Genomic DNA, 19,783 nt, shown 5'->3' with positions numbered 1-19,783 from the left:
CCGCCGGACGGCACGCCGACCGGGCGGTATGGATCGGCTACAGACGCACAGGCCCCCTATGCCCGTGCGCTGTTGCCGCTCTTCGCCGCGGACCTGGGCAGCGAGAGTTTGATCTCCTCCCGCAGCTCGTGGATCTTCGGGTAGCTGGAGAACTCCGCGGTGAGCCGGTACATCTGGCGCAGCCGGTCCCAGGTGCGATGGGAGGAGTTGGTGCCCATCGACATCAGAGCCAGGCGCGCGTACCGGTCCGCCTGTTCAGGGTCGTCGGCGATGAAGCAGGCGGACGCCATGGACAGGAAGTCGAAGATCTTCGACCGCTGCCGTCCGTCGACCCGCAGGGCCAGGGCCTTCTCCGCGTAGTGCTGGGCGTGCGCGGCCGCTCCCGGCTCGTGCTCGGCCAGCGTGCGGTAGGCCAGGGCCTGCATGCCGTACAGGTCCTCCTCCTTGAACATCTGCATCCAGCTCGGCGGCGGCACATCACCCTTGTCGGAGACGAAGAGGTCCTCCGCCCGGCCGAGGGTGCGGCGCATCGCCTGGCCCTTGCCCATGGATGCCTGGGCCCACGCCTCGATGGTGTAGAGCATCGCCCTGGTGCGCGGCAGCACTTCCTCGCCGGAGCCCGACTGGGCGAGCTTCATCAGGTCCAGTGCGTCGTCGGGCCGGCCGAGGTGCACCATCTGGCGAGCCGCCCTGGAGAGCGCCTCTCCGGCGCGCGGCCGGTCGCCGCCCTCCCGGGCCGCGTGGGCGGCGATGACGAAGTACTTCTGGGCCGTGGGCTCCAGGCCGACGTCGTGCGACATCCAGCCCGCGAGGACGGCGAGGTTGGCGGCGACGCCCCACAGGCGCCGCTGGAGATGGTCGGGGTGACGGTAGGCGAGCATGCCGCCCACCTCGTTGAGCTGGCCCACCACCGCCTTGCGCTGCAGCCCGCCGCCGCGGGCCGCGTCCCAGGCACGGAACACCTCCACGGAGCGCTCCAGTTCCTCGATCTCCTGCGACCCGATGGGGGCGGCCTCGAAGCGGTCGAACCCAGCGGGGTCGGCGTGCAGGGGATTGTCGTAGTCGGGAGCGTCGGCGGAGAGGGTCGGATCGGTGTGCAGCCAGTCGTACATGGCGCTGCTGAGTGCGGAACCTGCGGTGAGTGCGACACCCGCACCCACCAAGCCGCGTCGGTTGAGCATGAGGTCCATTCCCGTGAATTCGGTGAGGACCGCCGCAGTCCGCTCGGGCGCCCACGGCACACCGTCGGGATGTTCAGCACTCCCGGCGTCCTGCCGTTTCCCCACACGCCCGTGCCGGACCAGACCGAGGTCCTCGATGGTCACGACACGGCCGAGACGCTCGGTGAACAGCGCCGCCAGCACCCTCGGCACCGGATCGCGCGGGATCTCCCCCGTGTCGATCCAACGCCGTACCCGAGAGGTGTCGGTCGACAGCTGGGGGTGGCCCATGGCCGCCGCCTGCCGGTTGACCAGCCTCGCGAGTTCACCCTTGGACCAGCCGGCCAGGCCGAACAGGTCCGCAAGGCGGGTGTTGGGTTGTCCGCTCACGTCAAGCCCCCAGGTTCTCGGCTGAGTTGACAGTAGCCCGGTGCAAGTTGCCGGGCGACTATTCGCCAGGGTTCGCCAGGGTCCGCCAGATGGTGTGCCACTGGCCCACGGGTGTCAGGTAGGAACGCGCCACCCCGACCCGGTTGCCGAGGGGCATTCCCCAGGGTGCACCCGAGGGGCCGGGCCGGGTAGCGCAATGTCGTAGCAGGCACACGAAGGGATCTGTTTCGCCCATGTACGCAGCATCGTCCTCCGTGTCCGCCCCGCCCCGGTCGCTGCGCCCCCGCCCGGCCGGCAGCGGCCCCTACCTCGACCCCGGAGCCCGTCCCGCGGCCCCCGCGCTCGGCACCGGCCGACCGCGGCGCGCGCCGGGGGCCGGCTCCCAACCGCTCAGCGGGAGACTCGACTTGTCCGGCCCCCAGGGCGCCCAGCTGCGTACGGCGATCGCGTCGGTGCACCGGATCTGCCCGGAGTTCGCTCCGGTGCAGGTGCTGCGCCGCAGTGGCCGGTCCGTGCTCCTGGTCGGTACGACCGGGCGCAGCACGGCCGTCGCCAAGTGCTTACTGGACCAATCCCCCGCCTGGGCCGAGCGGATCCGCCACGAAATAGCGGCGTACCGCTCGTTCGTCCGGCACCGCCCGCCCGTGCGGGTGCCGAGGCTGATCGCGGCGGACCCGGACAACTGCACACTGGTCATCGAGCGGATGCCGGGACGGGTGGCGGCGCTGCAGCGGCACCCGTCCGAGGCCCCGCCCCGCGCGGACATCAGGGTGGCCCTCGGCGCGATCTGCCGGCTCAACGCGTGGCGGCCGCCGGCCGGCACGTTCGACGCCCCGCTCGACTACGCGGCCCGCATCTCCCGCTACCACGAACTGGGCCTGCTCACCGACCGTGACATGGGCGACCTGCAGAAGCTGGTGCACGGCATCGCGCACTCGGCGGGCCGGCAGGGCATGGGCCAGTTCTGCCACGGCGACGCCCTGCTGTCGAACATCCTGCTCTCACCGGCCGGTCCAGTGCTGGTGGACTGGGAGCACGCGGGCTGGTATCTGCCGGGCTACGACCTGGCCACCCTGTGGTCGGTGCTCGGGGACGCGCCGGTGGCCCGCCGTCAGATCAGCCAGATCGCGCAGTCGGCGGGCCCGGCCTCGCGGGACGCGTTCCTGGTGAACCTGATGCTGGTCCTCACACGGGAGATCCGCACCTACGAGACGGCCGTGCAGCGTTCGATGCACGACACGACCCCGGCGGCACCGGGCACGGCCCACCCGGGTGCTGCGCCGTCCGGCGAGGAACAGCGCCTGCTGCTCAGGCGGCTGCACGACGACTGCCAGCTGGCCCGCCGGGCCGTACGAGCTGCGGTCGGCACTCGCTGACGGGGACGAAGGTCCGCGGTGCGCCCGGAGGGAGCGCACCGCGGACCTTTCGTATGCGCGGACCTGCGCGGCAACCTCCGGCAAAAACTTTCGCAAGGGGCCATTGGTGTACGCCACTGACGCTCCGCAGGCCCACAAGTCGCCGTCGCGAAACTCCTCCATCCTCGTGTTGACATGGGAAATCTCCTGCCTCTGGGCATGATTGACGGATCGTCGGCCAGCCGGTACCACTGACCCACCGCCCGGCCCTGCACGCCCCGCCACGCTCGTTCGTCCCAGGAGGCTGCATTGCGAGGATCCGCCACCGACCCCACGTCCGCATCCGGCCACAGACGCGCCCGCAGAACCGCGGGCGCCCTCGCCACCGCGGCTCTGCTGCTGCCGCTGCTCGGCGCCGCCCCGTCCGACGCCCGGTCCTCCTCCGCGGACCGGCTCCAGTCGGCGTTCGCCTCGGCGTCCGCCACGTACCACGTGCCGCAGAGCGTGCTGCTGGGCGTCTCGTATCTTCAGTCCCGCTGGGACACGCACGCGGGCGCGCCGAGCGTGAGCGGCGGCTACGGCCCGATGCATCTGACCGACGCCCGCGCAGCGCTCGCCGCCACCTCCCACCACAGCGAGGGCACCGAGGACGCCCGTGGCGACTCGGCCCGCGCCGCCCTGCACCCGGACACGAAGGTGCCGAAGGACTCCCAACTCCCGGCCCGGCTCAAGACGTTGCCGAAGGCGGCGGGCCTGACCGGGCTGAGCGAGGAGCGGCTGCGTACGGACCCCGCGGCGAACGTGGCGGGCGGAGCCGCCCTGCTGGCCGCCGCGCAGAAAGGTCTCGGCGAGCCGCTGAGCGCGGACCCGGCAAACTGGTACGGCGCGGTCGCCCGCTTCTCCGGCGCGGACGACACGGCCACGGCGGCGGCGTACGCCAACGACGTCTACGACGTGATCCGCACCGGCGAGGAGCGCGTCACGGACGCGGGGCAGCAGGTGGCCCTGGCCGCCCGGCCGGGCCTCGCCCCCGACACCGCGCAGATCGGAAGGACCGGACTGCGCACGGTCTCGGACGCGGGCACCGAGTGCCCGAAGTCGGTGTCCTGCGAGTGGATCCCGGCGCCGTACGCGGAGTTCGGGGACAACGACTACGGCAACCACGACCTGGGCGACCGCCCGGCGTCGCAGAGCATCAAGTACATCGTCATCCACGACACCGAGGGCACCTGGGACGGCGTACTCAACCTGGTCCAGGACCCGACCTATGTGTCGTGGAACTACACCCTGCGGTCCACGGACGGGCTCATCGCCCAGCATGTGAAGGCCAAGGACGTGGCCTGGCACGCGGGCAACTGGTACGTCAACGCCAAGTCGATCGGCCTGGAACACGAGGGCTTCCTCGTCTCGCCGGACGCCTGGTACACGGAGGCGATGTACCGCTCCTCGGCGCGGCTGGTGAGGTACCTCGCCGCGAAGTACCGCATCCCGCTGGACCGCCAGCACATCCTCGGCCACGAGAACGTGCCGGGGCCGACGGCCTCGACCATCCCCGGCATGCACACCGACCCCGGCCCCTACTGGGACTGGCGGCACTACTTCGACCTGCTGGGCCACCCCTTCAAGCGCACCGCCGGCAGGAGCGGCGGGCTGGTGACGATCCTGCCGGACTACGCGTCCAACCAGCCGCAGTACACCGGTTGCGTCACCAAGGGCCAGCCCTGCGCGGCGCACGGCAGCAGCGAGGTGCGGCTCTACTCCGACCACGACGAGAGCTCCCCGCTGATCAAGGACGTCGGTCTGCACGGCACCGGTGCCTCGACCATCGACGTCAACGACGTGGCCTCACGCGCGTCCACCGGCCAGCAGTACGCGGTCGCCGGCCACTACGGCGACTGGACGGCGATCTGGTACCTCGGCCAGAAGGCGTGGTTCAAGAACCCGAAGAAGGACCCGACCGCGGTGAACGCGGCCGGCTTCGTGGTGACTCCCAAGCCCGGCGTGGACAGCGTCCCGGTGTACGGGCGCGCCTATCCGGAGGCGTCGGCCTACCCGGCCGGGGTGCCCGTCCAGTCGGTGTCCCCGCTGCCGTACACCCTGCCCAAGGGCCAGAAGTACGTCGTCGGTGACGTGGTGCCGGGCGAGTACTACTACGCGGTCACCTTCACCACCGACTCGCACAAGGTGGTGCAGGGCAAGGACCTCTACTACGAGATCCAGTACGGCCACCGCGTCGAGTGGGTGCGCGCGGCGGACGTGACGGTGATGCCGTCGAAGGGGTAGCGACCGCGGCAGGGCCGATGACGTCGGCCCGCACGACTCCGGCCGGCGGGAAGGACGTGATGTCCTCCCGTCGGCCGTTGCGTCGGCCCTATCAGATGACGGCCGCCTCCAGCGACTCCGGGGCGAACAGTTCCTCCGGCTCCCACTGCCGCGCCGACAGCCCCTGCTCGCGGTGGTAGCGCAGGAACGTCGACAGGGTCTCGCGGTTGCCGTCGACCCCGTAGGACCAGTAGTCCCGGCCCATCAGGGACCGCGCCTCCTCCAGTTGGGGGGTCAGCCAGGGCAGCATGAAGCGCAGGGCCGAGGTGTCGTAGAGGCTCTCGTACGCGGCCTCCTTGGCGGCCAGCAGCGCCTTGTACAGGGACTGCGCGACCCAGCGGTGGCGGTCGTAGACGTCGCGGCGGATCACGACGACGTGCATGACCGGGAAGATGCCGGTCGCCGCGTAGTACTCCTTCTCGGCGGTGACGACGTCCGGGAACACCCGGCGTACGCGCGGGTCCCCGGCGACGAACGGGCTCGGCACGCGGGGCGTGCACAGCGCGTCGATCTCGCCCTCCGCGAGCATGTGCCCAGGGTGCGGTCCTCGGGGATGCGGCTGATGCGCAGCGAGTCCGGCAGGTCGACGCCCGCCTTCTCGATGCGTCCCGGGGTCTCCTGACCGCCGGTGAGGTAGCTGACCGAGTCGAAGGGCACGTCGTGCCGGTCGCCGAGGATGCCGCGCATCCACACGCAGGCGGTGAGCTGGTACTCGGGGGTGCCGATCCGCTTGCCCCGCAGGTCCTCGGGGGTGGCGATGCCGGAGTCGGCGTGGCAGTACAGCGCGCCGTGGCGGAACATGCGCGAGGTGAAGACCGGCAGGGCCACGAACGGCGGCGGATCGGCGCGCAGGGACACCACGTACGAGGACAGGGACATCTCCGCCACCTCGAACTCCTGGTGGCGCATCATCCGGAAGAAGGTCTCCTCGACGGGCAGCCGCAGATACGTCAGCTCGATGCCGTCGGGGCGGACCGTGCCCTCTTCGAGGGCACGCGTGCGGTCGTAGTCGCCGCAGGCGAAGGTGAGGGGGAGCCGGGGCATGGCCGGGTCATCCCTGCTGGAAGAGCTCCGCGGGCAAGGGCTTCAGCAGCGCGTACAGGTCGTCCGTGATGGGGCGGTCCCAGGCGGCGATCGTCACCAGGACGTTGTCGCTGCGGTCGAACTGCACGCAGGAGATCCGGCTCTCGGAGAGCTTCAGACGGCGCACGATCATGAGGTTGTCGCCCTGCATCACCGGCATGTCGTCGACGCCGACGACGCCGACCTCCTCGTCGTTCTCCAGCGCGAGCAGCAGCTGGCCCACCTCGAAGGGGATCTCGCCCTCGGCGACCTCGCGGGCCGGGGAGCCCTCCGGCAGATTGCCGATGATCATCGCGGGGCCGCGGCCGCCGAAGAGGTCGTAGCGCAGGAAGACGCCCTGGCAGCTCCCGTCGGGAGCGGGCAGCAGGCCGGCGCCGAGGTTGCCGGGCCAGTCGCCCGGGTCCATGGCCAGCACGTCGAAGTCTGGGCCGGCGGGAGTCGCGCTGCGGCGGCGGAGGAACGACATGCCGCCAATGGTAATGGGACCGGAGGCGGTGGTGCGGCCGAGGTCAGGAAGGTTTCAGCGCCACGGCCAGGCCGGTGCTGTCCGTGCCCATCTTCCGGTAGACCGCCGAGAGCAGCCGTACGGCCGCCGCCTCGTCCACCTGGAGCTCCCGCGCGATCTCGGCATCGGTGCGGCCGCGGGCCGCCAGGTTCGCGGCCGACCGCTCGCGGCTGGTCAGGGTGTCCGTCTCCGTGCTGTGCAGACGGCGGGGCCGCAGGCCCGCCGCGGCCAGTTCGTCGCGGGCCGTCTCGACCAGGCCGTCGGCGCTGCACTGCACCGCCGCGTCGAGGCCGCGGTAGAGGTGCTCGGCGGCGTCCCCGGGGCGGCCCGTACGGCGCAGCTCGGTACCGAGGGCCACGAGCGCGCAGGCCAGCTCGTAGGCGGCCGGGGAGCGTTCGAGGTGGCTGACGGCCTCCTCCAGATACTTGATCCTGGCCGATCCCGAGGAGACCTCGGCGGCCGTGCGCAGGGCCTGACCGACGGCCGACGGGGTGCCGAACTGGCGGGCGCGGGCGACCGCTTCGAGGGCGGTGTCGACGGCGCGCTCCGGGGTCTCCTGGGCCTCGGCCCGGGCCAGATGGAGCTGCCAGGGGCACCAGGCGGGGTTGCGGATGCCGCGCGGTTCCAGCCGGCGTCCGGCCGCGGCCAGCTCCTCCGCCGCCTCCTTGGTGAGACCGCGGGCGAGCAGGAGCTCGCCGTGCACGGTCTGCGCGTCGGGGAAGACGACGGCGGCCGGGAAGGGCGCGCAGAAGGAGTAGCGCTCGCCCGTCCACGCGGCTTCGGCGACCCGGCCACGGGCCAGCAGCACCTCGATCAGGATGCCGACCGCGTACCAGTGGGCGGGCGTGCCGGGCCCGACGCGTTCCGCGAGGCGCAGCCCGGCCTGCACGAAGTCCTCGGCCTCGGCGAGCCGGCCGCGGCGGTAGCGGAGGTAGCCGAGGAGCGTGTACGCGAAGGACAGGTGGGCGCCGCGCCAGCCCTGCCGTTCGTAGTCGGCGATGCCGGAGGCGAAGAGTTCTTCCGTACGGCCCGGCCGGTCGGCGTACATGAAGGCGAGCGCGACCAGGACGGGCACCTCGAAGCCGCGGTCGGGTTCGGCCCAGCCGAGGCCGCCGGCCAGGGCCCGTTCGGCGTGGTGGAGGGCGACGTGGGAGGGCTCGCCGCGCAGCACGGCGTCCCAGGTGCGCAGGCCGATGATGTAGCGCTCGGTGAGGTCGCGGCCCGTGAGGCGGTCGGCGAGCTTGGTGAGCCGCCGCGAGCGGGAGGGGTGGTCCGGCTCGTCGGCGCGGAAGGCGTCCCACATGAACTGCTCGGCGACCATGCGCAGCTTGACCCGGGCGTCCACGGTGACGCGGACCTCGCGGGCGAGGAGGTCGGACGCCTCCGCGAGACGGTCGCTGTGGGCGAGGACCTGGGAGAGCCGGTAGACGATGTTGTGGCGCAGACCGGAGTCGGCGATGGGCTCCTCGAGCGCGGCCCGCAGATGGTTCACGGTCGTCGCCGGCTCGGTGAGCAGGGAGGCGGAGCCCAGCTCGTACAGGACGGCGGCGCGGTCCTCGAAGGGCGGGGGTTCGCGCAGTGCCCGCGCGAGATAGCTGCGCGCGGCGTCGGGGGCACCGGCCCGCAGGGTCTCGCCCGCGGCGGCGCGCAGTTGCTGGACGACCCAGGCGTCACCGTCGGGATGCGTCTCCAGCAGGTGCCGGGCGGCGGCGGACGGGCCCTGCCCGTCGTTGATCAGGCACCAGGCGGCCTGGCCGTGCAGCGCGACCCGGATGCCGGGCTGGATGGCCCGGTAGACGGCGGTGGCGATCAGCGGGTGGACGAACTCGAGGGTGTCGACACCGGTGAGGATGCGGGCGCCGCGCAGGGCGTCCGCGGCGTCGGCGGCCTCCTCGTGGCCGAGTCCGGCGACGGCGGCGGCGAGCTGCGGATGGATCTCGGTGCCGAGGACCGCGCAGGCCCAGGCGAAGCGCACGGTGGAGGTGCCGAGGCGTTCGAGGCGCGCGACGAGGCCGCTGCCCTTGACGGCGGCGGCGAGGTCGCGCAGCAGGTGCGCGCCGGGCTCGGTCGGGGTGACGCCGCGGTCACGCACCTTGGCGATCAACTCGACCGTCTCGAAAGGGTTTCCACCGGTGACGGCCCAGCACTCGCGGCAGAACGCGTCGTCGGCGTGCGCGCCGAGCGTCTCCCGGACGAGGCGGGCGACGGCGGCGGCGCTCAGCGGCTCCAGGCCGATGGGGCGGCCACCGGCACGGCCCGGCAGCCTCCTGAACGACTCGGCGTGGTCGGGTAGTTCGTCGGGGCGGTACGCGACGACGACCAGCAGCGGGAGTTGCTCGGCCCGGGGCGCGAACCCGGCGAGCCAGCCCAGGGATTCGGGGTCGGCCCAGTGGGCGTCGTCGAGGACGAGCACCATCGGGGCGCGCAGCACGGCGAGATGTGTGAGCACCCAGTCGAGGCCGTCGCGCAGGCCCTGCTGGTCCGGCGGGGCGCCCGCGGTCGGGGCGCACAGGCCGAGTGCGGGGCCGACGATGTCGTACCAACTGCCCAGCGAGGTCTGCAGATCTCCCTCGCCGGAACCGGCCAGGTGTGGCTGCAGCAGCTGGCGGGCGACGTGGAAGGCGACTCGCTGCTCCTGGTCGCCGCCGCGTGCCGACAGCACCGTGCAGCCCATGGCGGCGGCGCGGCGGCGGACCTCGGCGAGGAGGGTGGTCTTGCCGATGCCCGCCCGTCCGGCGAAGGCGAGGAGAGCGCCGCGAGGCCGGTCGGAGGGTTCGGCGCCGTCCCTGCGCAGACCGGTCAGTTCTCGCAACGCCTCGTCGACAGCGGTGAGTTCACTCTCTCGTTCGAAAATGGTGCGACTGGTCCGCATGATGCGCTGCCCCATGACGTACCCCCTGCCACGGTCGTGCACCCGCGCGGGGAGCGAGCGCGCACCGTGACCTCCAGGCACCTCAGCGTACGCCTCCGGCGGGTCGCGCGAGTTGGAGTGAGCATTACTGCCGGGAACTAACCGGCCGGTGCGTATTTGGGGCGGCCGGCGGGCCGGTAGACCTGGATCGCCACGCCCTTCGAGTCGGCTCGCATGTCGACCAGGTCGAGGGCGAGGTCCGGGCCGGTGGCGGGGAACAGCCGCGTGCCCTGGCCGAGGATCACGGGGACGACGAGCAGGGTGATCTCGTCGACGAGGTCGTGGGCGAGCAGCCAGCGGATCAGGGCACCGCTGCCGTGCACCTGCAGCTCACCCCCGGGCCTGGCCTTCAGCTCGTCGACCGCCGCCGCGAGGTCGCCGGAGAGGGCGGTGGTGCGGGCCCATTGCGGGTCGGTGAGCGTGGTCGACGCGAGGTATTTGGGCTTGGCGTTCAGGGCGGCCGCGATCTGGTTGCTGTCCGGATCCTCGGCTGCGGCCCGGGCCATCTCCTCCCCGCCCCAGTAAGGGGCGAAGATCTCGTAGGTCCGACGGCCGAACAGGAACGCGTCCGCACGCTGGTAGGTCTGGTTGATGAACCGGAAAGTCTCGTCGTCGAACACCCCCATGGCCCATCCGCCGCGCTCGAATCCGTTCCTGCGCTCCTCCTCCGTCGCGTGGCCGTTCCCCTGCATCACTCCGTCGACGGTGACCTGCGTCATGGTGGTCAGTTTCATTGCCTCGTCCCGATCGCTCCGGTGGTTCTTTCACGTTACGACCGCATCGCGGCACGGATCTCATCGGTGCGGCGCCCGCGACCCTCCGGGGCGCGCCCACCTCCCTTGGAGAGCTGCCAATTCCCGTGTGTCCGCCCGGAGATGCCATCCGTCTCCGCAGCACCGCTCGTCGTGGGCCGCCTGTTTCCGAGCCTCGAAGGGACGTAAGCTGGACTGTGTTGTCTTGCGGTGTCGGGGAGCACGTCTGGGGCGGCAGGGCTCCGGTACGCGGGGGAGGCGACCGTGGCAGAGTCCGGCGTGACGGTCGCGCTGATCAGCTTCGGGAGCAGTTTCTTCAGCGCATTCATCGTCCTGCTGGGCGACCGTTACGTTGCCCGGATGCAGTCGAGAGCCGCAGTGCAGGGTGCGGAAATCGGAGCGCACGCCTCGGTTCGGAATGCGGACACAGAAGCGCTGGCTTCAGTGACGACCGCGGCGATAGAGACCTCCCCGTCGCTCATGGAGGAATTCCGCAGAGTGAACGACGAGGTGTCCGGGTTCCTGAGCAAGCTCGATGAGATCAGAGCGCAGCTCGATCCGCTGACTCGGGGCATCCTGCCTCATGAATGGCAGCCTCTCGTCCCTCAGGTCCCCGTACGGCTGCGCAGCTGGGTGCAGTACCTGTCCGCCCCTTCCCTCCGGATCCTGCCGGGAGAGGTACGACGCGATGCCACCCCTATCGACGAGGGAGTCAGGTTCCAACTGCAACAGTCGGTGGGAGAGGTGCCCGAGTCGCTGCAGCGAGCCGCTGTGGAATTGACGGACAAGACCGAGCGCTTGACGCGTCTGTACGAGGACGAGATCAAACGGGGAATGGAAGGCGGCTGGCAGGCCGCTGTCCTGATACCGGGCCAGGCAGGGCAGATCGGCACGTGACGGCCCGACCGCCGAGCGCCGATCCGCGGCGGGGCGCCGGCGTGATCATGCAGGTTCCGGCCTCCCACTCCGATGGAGGTCAGGTCGCTGCCGCCCACCGTCACCGCCTCCAACAGCATGTGCGTACGGGCCGCCCGGCCAGGGTCGTTCGGCCCGGGTCGCGGGTCCTGATCGGCACTCCCGTAGATCGTGACCGTTCACGAGGATCAACAAGGGAACGATGCCTGCGCGCACGAACGAGCAACGGGAGGAAACCGGCGATGACCGTCACCGTGACAACTGACGACCGCGCGGCCTGTGACTGGCGAGGCTTCGCGGGATCCGGCTGGCGCGAGCGCGTCGACGTGCGCGACTTCATCCAGAGCAACTACACGCCCTACGAGGGCGACGCCTCCTTCCTGGCCGGGCCCACCGACCGCACCCGCACCGTGTGGGAGAAGGTCAGCGCCCTGTTTCCGGAGGAACGACGCAGGGGTGTCCTCGCCGTGGACACCGCCACACCCTCCACGATCACCTCGCACGACCCCGGCTACATCGACCGCGAGCGCGAGCTGATCGTCGGACTCCAGGCGGACGCCCCGCTCAAGCGCGCGATCATGCCCAACGGCGGCCTGCGGATGGTCGAGAACAGCCTCAGGGCCTACGGCTACGAGCCCGACCCGTTCGTGACGCGGGTCTTCGGCACCTACCGCAAGACCCACAACGACGGCGTCTTCGACGCCTACACCCCGCAGATGCGCGCCGCCCGCAAGGCGGGCATCATCACCGGCCTCCCGGACTCCTACGGCCGCGGCCGGATCATCGGTGACTACCGGCGGGTGGCGCTGTACGGCACGGAACGGCTGATAGAGGTGAAGCGGGCCGAGCGGGCCCGGCTGGACGCCTGCCCCTCCACCGCCGACGTCATCCGGGATCGCGAGGAACTCGCCGAACAGACAAGGGCGTTGGGTGAGCTGACGCGGATGGCGGCGACGTACGGCTGTGACGTCTCCCGCCCCGCCGCCACCGCTCAGGAGGCCGTGCAGTGGCTCTACCTCGGCTATCTCGGCGCCGTGAAGGAGCAGAACGGCGCCGCGATGTCCCTGGGCCGCACCTCGACGTTCCTCGACGTCTACCTGGAGCGGGACCTGGCGGACGGGCTCATCGACGAGTCCGGCGCCCAGGAGCTGATCGACGACTTCGTGATCAAGCTGCGGATCGTACGGTTCCTGCGCACCCCCGAGTACGACGCCCTCTTCTCGGGCGACCCGACCTGGGTGACCGAGTCCATCGGCGGCATGGGCGCCGACGGACGGACTCTGGTCACCCGCACCTCCTTCCGCTTCCTGCAGACCCTCTACAACCTCGGCCCGGCCCCGGAACCCAACCTCACCGTGCTGTGGTCGACCCGACTGCCCGCAGGGTTCAAGGAGTTCTGCGCCCAGCTCTCGATCGACACCAGCGCCGTCCAGTACGAGTCCGACGACCTGATGCGCCCACGCACCGGCGACGACACCGCGATCGCCTGCTGTGTGTCGGCGATGGCCGTGGGGAAGCAGATGCAGTTCTTCGGCGCGCGGGTCAACCTGGCCAAGGCACTGCTGTACGCCGTCAACGGCGGCCGGGACGAGATGACCGGCGACCAGGTCGCTCCCGCGACGCCCCCTCTGACCGGGCAGTACCTGGACTACGACGAGCTGTCGGCGGCCTACGACCGCGTCCTGGACTGGCTGGCGCAGACGTACGTGGACGCGCTGAACGTCATCCACTTCATGCACGACAAGTACGCCTACGAACGCCTCGAGATGGCTCTGCACGACCACCCCGTGCACCGCTTCATGGCGTGCGGGATCGCCGGCCTGTCGGTCGCCGCGGACAGCCTGTCCGCCGTCAAGTACGCGCGCGTGAAGGTGTTCCGGGACGCGACCGGTCTCGCCGTCGACTTCCGCACGGAGGGCGATTTCCCGGCGTACGGGAACAACGACGACCGCGCCGACGGCATCGCCGTGGGCCTGGTGGAGTCCTTCATGGCGAAAGTGCGCGAGCACCCCACCTATCGGGACGCCGAGCACACCCAGTCCGTGCTGACGATCACTTCGAACGTCGTCTACGGCAAGCACACCGGAAACACACCCGACGGGCGCCGTGCCGGACAGCCCTTCGCGCCCGGTGCCAACCCGATGAACGGCCGGGACCGGCACGGGGTGGCCGCCTCGGCCCTCTCGGTGGCCAAACTGCCCTACGCACAGGCCCGCGACGGCATTTCCCTGACCACCACCGTCACCCCCGAGGGACTGGGCCACGATCCGGCGGAGCGTGCCGGGTACCTGGTCGGCATCCTCGACGCCTACACGGCAGCGGGGGGTTTCCACATGAACGTGAACGTCCTCGACCGTGCCACGCTGGAGGACGCCATGGAACACCCGGAGAACTACCCGGAGTTGACGATCCGGGTCTCCGGATACGCCGTCAACTTCGTCCGGCTGACCCGCGAGCAGCAGCTCGACGTGATCAGCCGTACCTTCCACGGATCGCTGTGAGCACCACGACAGCGACCGGCCGGATCCACTCCTGGGACCTGTCCACCGGCGTGGACGGCCCCGGGACCCGGTTCGTCCTGTTCGTCTCCGGCTGCCCGCTGCGCTGCCTGTACTGCGCCAACCCCGACACCTGGCACATGCGGGACGGCCGGGTGGCGAGCGTCGACGAGGTGATGGAGGAGATCGAGAAGTACCGGGCGTTCATCACCATGGCGGGCGGCGGAGTGACCGTCACGGGCGGCGAGCCTCTGCTGCAGCCCGCCTTCACCGGCGAGATCCTGCGCCGCTGCAAGGAAGCCGGCCTGCACACGGCCCTCGACACCTCCGGCTTCCTCGGCGCCCGCGCCCGCGACGACCTGCTGGCCCACACCGACCTGGTCCTGCTGGACATCAAGTCCTTCGACATCACGACCTACCGGCGCCTGACGGGCGGCGAGCTCTCCCCCACCCTGAACTTCGCCACTCGTCTCGACCGGCTCGGTGTGCGGATGTGGATCCGATACGTCCTGGTCCCCGGATGGACCGACCAGCCCCAGCACGTCGACGCCCTGGGCCGCTTCGTCGCGGGTCTCAGCTCGGTCGAGCGGGTGGAGGTGCTGCCGTTCCACAAACTGGGCGCCGCGAAGTACGAGGCCCTCGGTCTGCCGTTCCCCCTGCGCGACACCCCGAGCCCGCCACATGCTTCGGTCGAGCGGATACGGGAGCGGTTCCGCGCGCAGGGCGTGACGGCTCACTGACCGGCGGTGCGGCGGGCGCGGTCAGCTCGCTCGCGCCGTCTGCCGGGGCCAGTGGACGGCCAGCCGGTCGTTCTCGTCGCAGACGCGCGTGCCGAGTTCGGCGCAGACGCGGGTGAGCCGGTCGGCGGTCCAGGCGTACTCGGCCCGGTCGGCGAGGCGGGTGTGGCACAAGTCCAGGGCGATGGGCACCGCCTCGGTGTTCCGGACGCCGGACCGGTCCAGGGTGACCAGCCAGAGCAGACCCAGATCGTTGCGCAGGGCGGGGTGGACGGCGTAGTCGTCGACGAAGTCGCCCAGGTCGAAGAGGACCTCGCGGGTGAAGCCGTGGAAGACGTGTGCGGAGTGCCCGACGACGAGGTCGGCTCCGGCGGCCGTGAGCTCGACGGCGGCGCGCCGTACGTGGGGCACGGGGCGAAGCGTCATGTTCGGGCCCCAGTGCACGCTCACCAGGACGAGATCGGTCTGCTCGGCCAAGGTACTGATCGCGTCCGTGAGCCACCGGGGTGCCTCCTCCTTGCGAAGGTCGGCGAACGCGACGCCCGGCCGGTGGATGCCCGCGGCGTACTCGGCCGGATGGTCCGTCACCGCCAGAATCCCGATGCGCAGCCCGCCTGCCTCCACGACGAGCGGGGCACGGGCCGCCGCGGCCGACGCACCGGCGCCCACACTGCGGATGCCCGCCCGGGCCAGGTGCCCGAAGGTGTCGAAGAGGGCGTCCGGGCCGTAGTCCAGGGCGTGATTGTTGGCCAGGAACACCGCGCCCACGCCGAGATCGGCCAGCACGTCCGCCGCACGGGGCGGGGCCCGGAAGAAGAAGGGCTTGCCGGGCACGTCGACGGGCTCGCCCCGGTCCGAGACGCAGCATTCGAGGTTCAGCAGGAAGAGATCGGCCGCCGCAGCGGCCTTGTGCACCGCGGACGTGAACAGGGGACGCGGCCTCCGGTGCCCCAGCGCCTCCGCGACTCCTCGGCCCAGCATGGTGTCTCCGGCGAGAGCGATGGTGACGGCCATGGCCTTCCGCCTCCTCGTGGGCTGCCGGACCGCGGGTCGCGGGACGCCGGCGTGTGGTGGGCCCGAACACCTCAGTGTCGCCCTCGCCGGCGCGCCGCCGGGAGGGCCGAGGAGCCCGTGGTGAAGGGCTTCCGGCCCCTCGTCGCCACCGACCTGCGCCCTCGGCCGATCACGGGCCCGCCCGCGAGGCGCGCCGCGCCCCGCTCGGGCCGCCACCCTGACCGGTCCGAGCGGGACGACGGCGACGGCGCCCTCCGAGGAGGCACCCGTCGCCCGCGCCTCACGGGCTCATTTCTCACCCTCGCACCGCAGGCGGGGAGCGCGCAGGGGCCGAGCGGCTCGATCCTGAGGACCGACCGGCCCTACGGCCCAGCTGCGAGGCCGCGTAGGCACGCCGTGTCCGCCTGGCGGGCCGGTACGGACGCCGTACCGTTCGGATGGGCCGTTCGACTCTGTACGGCTTCCGGGCACCGGCACACGCTGAGGAGTGGGGAGGCCGCCCCGCTTCCCCGCTCTCCGCGGAAGTGATCATGATGGAAGCCAAGCAGTGGACTGTGCAGATCTATCTCACCGAGAACGACGACGAGACGCGCGCGCGTGCCGTCCTGACCACCCGGGACACGTCGACCGTCACGGGCAGGGGTGTTTCCCGGCGCAACCCGATCGACCGCCCCATCCCCGAGATCGGTGACGAACTCGCCGCCAGCCGTGCACTGGAGGATCTGGCCATCCGGCTGCACGACGTCGCCGCCGACGACATCGTCCAGCTGGCCGGTCCGCTCGAGCGGTGACACGCCGGGCTCCCCGCCGATTCGTCGTCGGATGAACTGGCCTGCCTGAGGCGGCAGTTGGCTAGCGGTCCGGTCCCGGCCACAGGCGTACCGGGCGCCGGGCCGCTCTGTCCTCGCACCAGCCGACCAGGACGACCGCCAGGGCGATCAGCGGCCAGGCCATCACATACAGGAACCAGGTCGCGCCCAGGGGCAGCGAGTTCTCCAGCGCCGGCACCCGCCACATCTGGTCGATGAGCACGACGCCGAGCACCAGCGCGACTTCGTGCCAGAGATAGACCGTCACGGCACGGGCGTTGAGCAGGACCACACCCGTGTGCACGGGCCGGTAGCGCCGCACCCAGCGGTCTCCGCCCGGTCCGAACCGCAGCAGCAGAAGGACGAAGCCGAAGGACCACAGCGCCTGGCCGAGCGGGATCGCTCCGAGGTCGTAGCCCTCCTCGGTCTGGTGGGTGAAGGCGAATCCCCCGCCCACGGCAAGGAGGGCCACGGCCACCGCCGTCACACGGGCCACCGGCAGCCGCCGTACGAGTCCGTCGTGGTGCGCGAACCCCAGCAGCCAGCAGGCTCCGAAGGTGACGAGGTCGGTGAACGGCTCCGCCACGCGGGCCGGCAGCGGCAGCAACTCGCTCTGCGCCAGCGCGGCCAGGACGAGGAAGGACGCGACCGCCACCCACGGAGCCCGGCGGAATCCGCGCAGCAGCAGCGGCGAGAGGATCACGAACAGCAGGTAGGCGCGGATGTACCAGAGCGGCGCCACGATCTGCCAGGCCCAGTCGGTGGGAGCGAACGGGGGCTCGCCCACCGGCACGATCCACAGCGCCATCCGCGCCCACGCGGCGGCCTTCGAACCACCGCCCTCGTCCGGGCGCCAGCCCGTCAGCAGCATCGCGGTGACGACGACCAGGCCGAACAGCCAGACCGGGGGCAGCAGCCGCCGCAGCCGGGCGCGCACCACCGCCGCGGCGGAGCGGTCGCCGCGGTCGAGGGAGCGGGCCATCAGCGAGCCGGCCAGCGCGAACATCACACCCATCGCGGGGAAGGCGAGGGTGAGCCAGGCCCAGTTGAAGGTGTGGTACGTCACCACGCGGACCAGTGCGACGGCGCGCAGGAAGTCCAGATAGAGGTTGCGGCCGCTTTTGGCGGGCGGCCGCGGCACGGCCGGGTCGGCGGCGACCAGCACCGGCGCCGGAGCGGGCGGCGCACCAGGCGGTGCCGGCGCGGTCGCCCGGCCGGTCCGGCGCAGCTTGTGCCAGCGCAGCCGGGCGCCGGTGAGCGCGGTGGTGCACGACTGGAGCAGCACCGTGTAGAGGAGCTGGCGGTAGAACAGCTGCTGCAGCGGCAGCGCCCACAGCGCACGCTGCTTCTCGCCGTCCAGCCGTAGTGCGTAGGAGGCGCACAGCAGTTGTACGGCGACCAGCGCGCTCCAGGCGAGCGCCGTGCGCAACGGGTCCTGGAACAGCAGCCCGTACAGCAGGAACAGGTCGATGAGCGGGGCCAGCAGCGGGATGAAAACGGTGAACACCACCACCAAAGCCAGGCCGTAGCGGCCGAAGTGGCCGCCGTGTCCCCGCTCGACGACGGCGTGGCGGTGTTTCCACATCGCCTGGAGCGTGCCGTAGCTCCAGCGGTAGCGCTGCTTCCACAACTGTCCGACGGTGGCCGGCGCCTCGGTCCAGGCGCGGGCCCGCTCCTCGTACACGACGTGCCAGCCCGCCCGGTGCAGGGCCATGGTGAGGTCGGTGTCCTCGGCGAGGGTGTCGTCGCTCAGCCCGCCCACGTGTCGCAGGGCGCTGCGGCGGTAGGCGCCGGCGGCCCCGGGCACGGTGGGGATGCAGCCGAGGACGTCGTACATACGGCGGTCGAGGTTGAGGCCCATCACGTACTCGAGGTGCTGCCAAGTACCCAGTAGACGGCCGCGGTTGCCGACCTTCGTGTTGCCGGCCACGGCGCCGACGCGTCGGTCGGCGAAGGGCTGCACCAGATGGTGCACGGTGTCCGGCTCGAAGACGGTGTCGCCGTCCATCGTCACCACGAGCGGGTGCGACGCGTGCGCGACACCGTTGTTGAGGGCGGCCGCCTTGCCCCGGTTGGGCTGGCGCAGGACGGTGACGCCGGGCAGAGCGAGTGACCGTACGACCTCGACCGTGCCGTCGGTGGAGCCGTCGTCCACCACGACGGTCTCGACCGGATGCTCGCTCTTGACGACGGAGAGCACGGTCTGCGCGATGCACTTTGCCTCGTTGTAGGCGGGGATCACCACGCTGACCGGTTCGGTGATCTCCGGTCCCCAGGAGAAGTTCGGGTCCCGGCGCCCTCGGGCGTGGCGGCGGGCGAGCACCAGCATGGCCCCGAAGCGCAGCAGCATCAGCGCACCTACCGCGGCCATCAGCACGGCCAGCGCGGGCACCAGCCGGTCGCCGACGGTCACCGCCGCCACGAAGACCCGTCCGCTCCACAGCTCGGCGCCGGAGACCGGCTGGGCGCTGCCCGCGTCGAGTGCCCCGGTGATCGTGGTGAACCGGTAGCCGTGGGCCTTGAGTTCGGGAATGAGGACGTTCAGCGCGGCCACGGTCTGGGAGCGGTCGCCGCCGGCGTCGTGGAGCAGCACCACGGCTCCCTGGCCGGTCAGCCTCCCCGTGACGTTTTCGGCGATGGCGGCCGCGCCCGGCCGCTGCCAATCCTCGGTGTCGATGTCGACGAGCGAGGTGATGTACCCCTTCTGCCCGAGCTGCTGGACCACCGGCCAGGACAGGTCGTCCAGGTCCGCGGCGTGGGACGAGTACGGCGGGCGTACCAGCGAGCTGTGGATGCCGGCCGCTCCGGCCAACGCCAGCTGGGTCTGCGCCAGTTCACGGTCCGTCCGGGACGCCGACTGGTACTCCAGGTCGGGGTGGGTGAAGGTGTGCACGCCGATCTCGTGGCCGGCGTCGGCCGTCCGCCGCACGAGACCCGGCTGCCGGGCGGTCGCCGCACCGATGACGAAGAAGGTGCCCTTGACGTCGTAGCGGTCGAGCACGTCCAGGATCTGCGGGGTCCACTTGGGATCGGGGCCGTCGTCGAAGGTCAGCGCGATGGTGTGGTCGGGGATTCGGTGGCTGCGCGTCCGGGACCCCGTGGTGTCGATCACCGGTCCGCCGTCCAGCACCGCCTGCGGCACATGGTCGGCCGACACCGGCGGGTGGACGCGGTGGTCGGCGGCGAACTCCCCGTGCGTGTAGCCGTGCAGCAGCAGGATTCCCGCGACCATCGTCAGGACGACGAGCAGGGAGACTATCCGTGGGCGCGAGGCGGTGCGGCGGCGGTCACGCCGGGGTTTCGTGGAGCGCCTCGACGGCGGGGCGGACATG

At 71.4% G+C, this 19,783-nt stretch carries 13 protein-coding genes and 2 pseudogenes; 6 read left to right on the top strand and 9 right to left on the bottom strand.

Annotated features, from left to right (window positions below):
* Positions 1 to 56: 56 nt before the first annotated feature.
* On the bottom strand, positions 57 to 1,550 hold the full coding sequence (locus ACIBN2_RS04870) for a hypothetical protein (RefSeq protein ID WP_399132701.1): 1,494 nt from the start codon (positions 1,548 to 1,550) through the stop codon (positions 57 to 59).
* Positions 1,551 to 1,783: 233 nt separating this feature from the next.
* Here ACIBN2_RS04870 and ACIBN2_RS04865 point away from each other — a divergent pair, with 233 nt between their 5' ends.
* Both ACIBN2_RS04865 and ACIBN2_RS04860 read left to right on the top strand, forming a co-directional pair.
* The gene (locus ACIBN2_RS04865) at positions 1,784 to 2,926 is read left to right on the top strand and encodes an aminoglycoside phosphotransferase family protein (RefSeq protein WP_399132700.1); all 1,143 of its coding nucleotides are present in this window, start codon (positions 1,784 to 1,786) and stop codon (positions 2,924 to 2,926) included.
* A gap of 288 nt (positions 2,927 to 3,214) precedes the next feature.
* Positions 3,215 to 5,188, top strand: a complete 1,974-nt coding sequence (locus ACIBN2_RS04860; RefSeq protein ID WP_399132699.1) for an N-acetylmuramoyl-L-alanine amidase — start codon at positions 3,215 to 3,217, stop codon at positions 5,186 to 5,188.
* A 91-nt stretch (positions 5,189 to 5,279) separates the two neighbouring features.
* Here ACIBN2_RS04860 and ACIBN2_RS04855 read toward each other — a convergent pair whose 3' ends face one another.
* The 5 genes from ACIBN2_RS04855 to ACIBN2_RS04835 form a co-directional block, all read right to left on the bottom strand.
* Positions 5,280 to 5,609 (bottom strand): hypothetical protein, encoded by a 330-nt coding sequence (locus ACIBN2_RS04855; protein ID WP_399132698.1) that lies wholly within the window; start codon positions 5,607 to 5,609, stop codon positions 5,280 to 5,282.
* Entirely contained in the window at positions 5,594 to 6,271 is a 678-nt protein-coding gene (locus tag ACIBN2_RS04850) for a hypothetical protein (protein WP_399132697.1), read from the bottom strand. Before ACIBN2_RS04850 ends, ACIBN2_RS04855 begins: the two co-directional genes overlap by 16 nt.
* A gap of 7 nt (positions 6,272 to 6,278) precedes the next feature.
* Positions 6,279 to 6,776, bottom strand: a complete 498-nt coding sequence (locus ACIBN2_RS04845; RefSeq protein WP_399132696.1) for a hypothetical protein — start codon at positions 6,774 to 6,776, stop codon at positions 6,279 to 6,281.
* Positions 6,777 to 6,819: 43 nt separating this feature from the next.
* Complete coding sequence (locus ACIBN2_RS04840) at positions 6,820 to 9,702, bottom strand: ATP-binding protein (RefSeq protein WP_399132695.1); 2,883 nt, start codon at positions 9,700 to 9,702, stop codon at positions 6,820 to 6,822.
* 122 nt (positions 9,703 to 9,824) lie between these two features.
* Positions 9,825 to 10,460 carry a dihydrofolate reductase family protein gene (locus ACIBN2_RS04835; RefSeq protein ID WP_399132694.1) on the bottom strand — a complete coding sequence of 212 codons (636 nt, stop codon included), beginning with the start codon at positions 10,458 to 10,460 and terminating at the stop codon, positions 9,825 to 9,827.
* A gap of 282 nt (positions 10,461 to 10,742) precedes the next feature.
* Here ACIBN2_RS04835 and ACIBN2_RS04830 point away from each other — a divergent pair, with 282 nt between their 5' ends.
* The 3 genes from ACIBN2_RS04830 (at position 10,743) to pflA (ending at position 14,631) form a co-directional block, all read left to right on the top strand.
* Positions 10,743 to 11,375 (top strand): hypothetical protein, encoded by a 633-nt coding sequence (locus tag ACIBN2_RS04830; protein ID WP_399132693.1) that lies wholly within the window; start codon positions 10,743 to 10,745, stop codon positions 11,373 to 11,375.
* Positions 11,376 to 11,635: 260 nt separating this feature from the next.
* Positions 11,636 to 13,894, top strand: coding sequence for a formate C-acetyltransferase (gene pflB / locus ACIBN2_RS04825; protein WP_399132692.1), 2,259 nt, complete (start codon positions 11,636 to 11,638; stop codon positions 13,892 to 13,894).
* The gene (pflA, locus tag ACIBN2_RS04820) at positions 13,885 to 14,631 is read left to right on the top strand and encodes a pyruvate formate-lyase-activating protein (RefSeq protein ID WP_399132891.1); all 747 of its coding nucleotides are present in this window, start codon (positions 13,885 to 13,887) and stop codon (positions 14,629 to 14,631) included. Before pflB ends, pflA begins: the two co-directional genes overlap by 10 nt.
* Positions 14,632 to 14,652: 21 nt before the next feature.
* Here pflA and ACIBN2_RS04815 read toward each other — a convergent pair whose 3' ends face one another.
* Positions 14,653 to 15,642, bottom strand: coding sequence for a CapA family protein (locus ACIBN2_RS04815; protein ID WP_399132691.1), 990 nt, complete (start codon positions 15,640 to 15,642; stop codon positions 14,653 to 14,655).
* Between the two features lie 530 nt (positions 15,643 to 16,172).
* On the opposite strand from ACIBN2_RS04815, the gene ACIBN2_RS04810 reads away from it, so the two are divergent.
* Positions 16,173 to 16,433 carry a DUF1876 domain-containing protein gene (locus tag ACIBN2_RS04810; RefSeq protein ID WP_399132690.1) on the top strand — a complete coding sequence of 87 codons (261 nt, stop codon included), beginning with the start codon at positions 16,173 to 16,175 and terminating at the stop codon, positions 16,431 to 16,433.
* A 61-nt stretch (positions 16,434 to 16,494) separates the two neighbouring features.
* Here ACIBN2_RS04810 and ACIBN2_RS04805 read toward each other — a convergent pair.
* A pseudogene (locus tag ACIBN2_RS04805) lies at positions 16,495 to 17,550 on the bottom strand (acyltransferase); the annotation flags it as partial.
* A gap of 66 nt (positions 17,551 to 17,616) precedes the next feature.
* Positions 17,617 to 19,782 (bottom strand): annotated as a pseudogene (locus ACIBN2_RS04800) (glycosyltransferase); the annotation flags it as partial.
* Position 19,783 lies beyond the last annotated feature (1 nt).

It is taken from the genome of Streptomyces sp. NPDC050534 (assembly GCF_044457745.1).
Classification (GTDB): Bacteria; Actinomycetota; Actinomycetes; order Streptomycetales; family Streptomycetaceae; genus Streptomyces.
This window is presented reverse-complemented; position numbering and strand designations above follow the sequence as displayed.

What these genes read in the sequence shown, in the direction of transcription:
- ACIBN2_RS04865 (WP_399132700.1), top strand. Translation starts at nt 1,784, where the DNA reads ATGTACGCAGCATCGTCCTCCGTGTCCGCCCCGCCCCGGTCGCTGCGC.
- ACIBN2_RS04850 (WP_399132697.1), bottom strand. Translation starts at nt 6,271, where the DNA reads ATGCCCCGGCTCCCCCTCACCTTCGCCTGCGGCGACTACGACCGCACG.
- ACIBN2_RS04855 (WP_399132698.1), bottom strand. Translation starts at nt 5,609, where the DNA reads ATGCACGTCGTCGTGATCCGCCGCGACGTCTACGACCGCCACCGCTGG.
- ACIBN2_RS04840 (WP_399132695.1), bottom strand. Translation starts at nt 9,702, where the DNA reads ATGGGGCAGCGCATCATGCGGACCAGTCGCACCATTTTCGAACGAGAG.
- ACIBN2_RS04810 (WP_399132690.1), top strand. Translation starts at nt 16,173, where the DNA reads ATGATGGAAGCCAAGCAGTGGACTGTGCAGATCTATCTCACCGAGAAC.
- pflB (WP_399132692.1), top strand. Translation starts at nt 11,636, where the DNA reads ATGACCGTCACCGTGACAACTGACGACCGCGCGGCCTGTGACTGGCGA.
- ACIBN2_RS04815 (WP_399132691.1), bottom strand. Translation starts at nt 15,642, where the DNA reads ATGGCCGTCACCATCGCTCTCGCCGGAGACACCATGCTGGGCCGAGGA.
- ACIBN2_RS04845 (WP_399132696.1), bottom strand. Translation starts at nt 6,776, where the DNA reads ATGTCGTTCCTCCGCCGCCGCAGCGCGACTCCCGCCGGCCCAGACTTC.
- ACIBN2_RS04835 (WP_399132694.1), bottom strand. Translation starts at nt 10,460, where the DNA reads ATGAAACTGACCACCATGACGCAGGTCACCGTCGACGGAGTGATGCAG.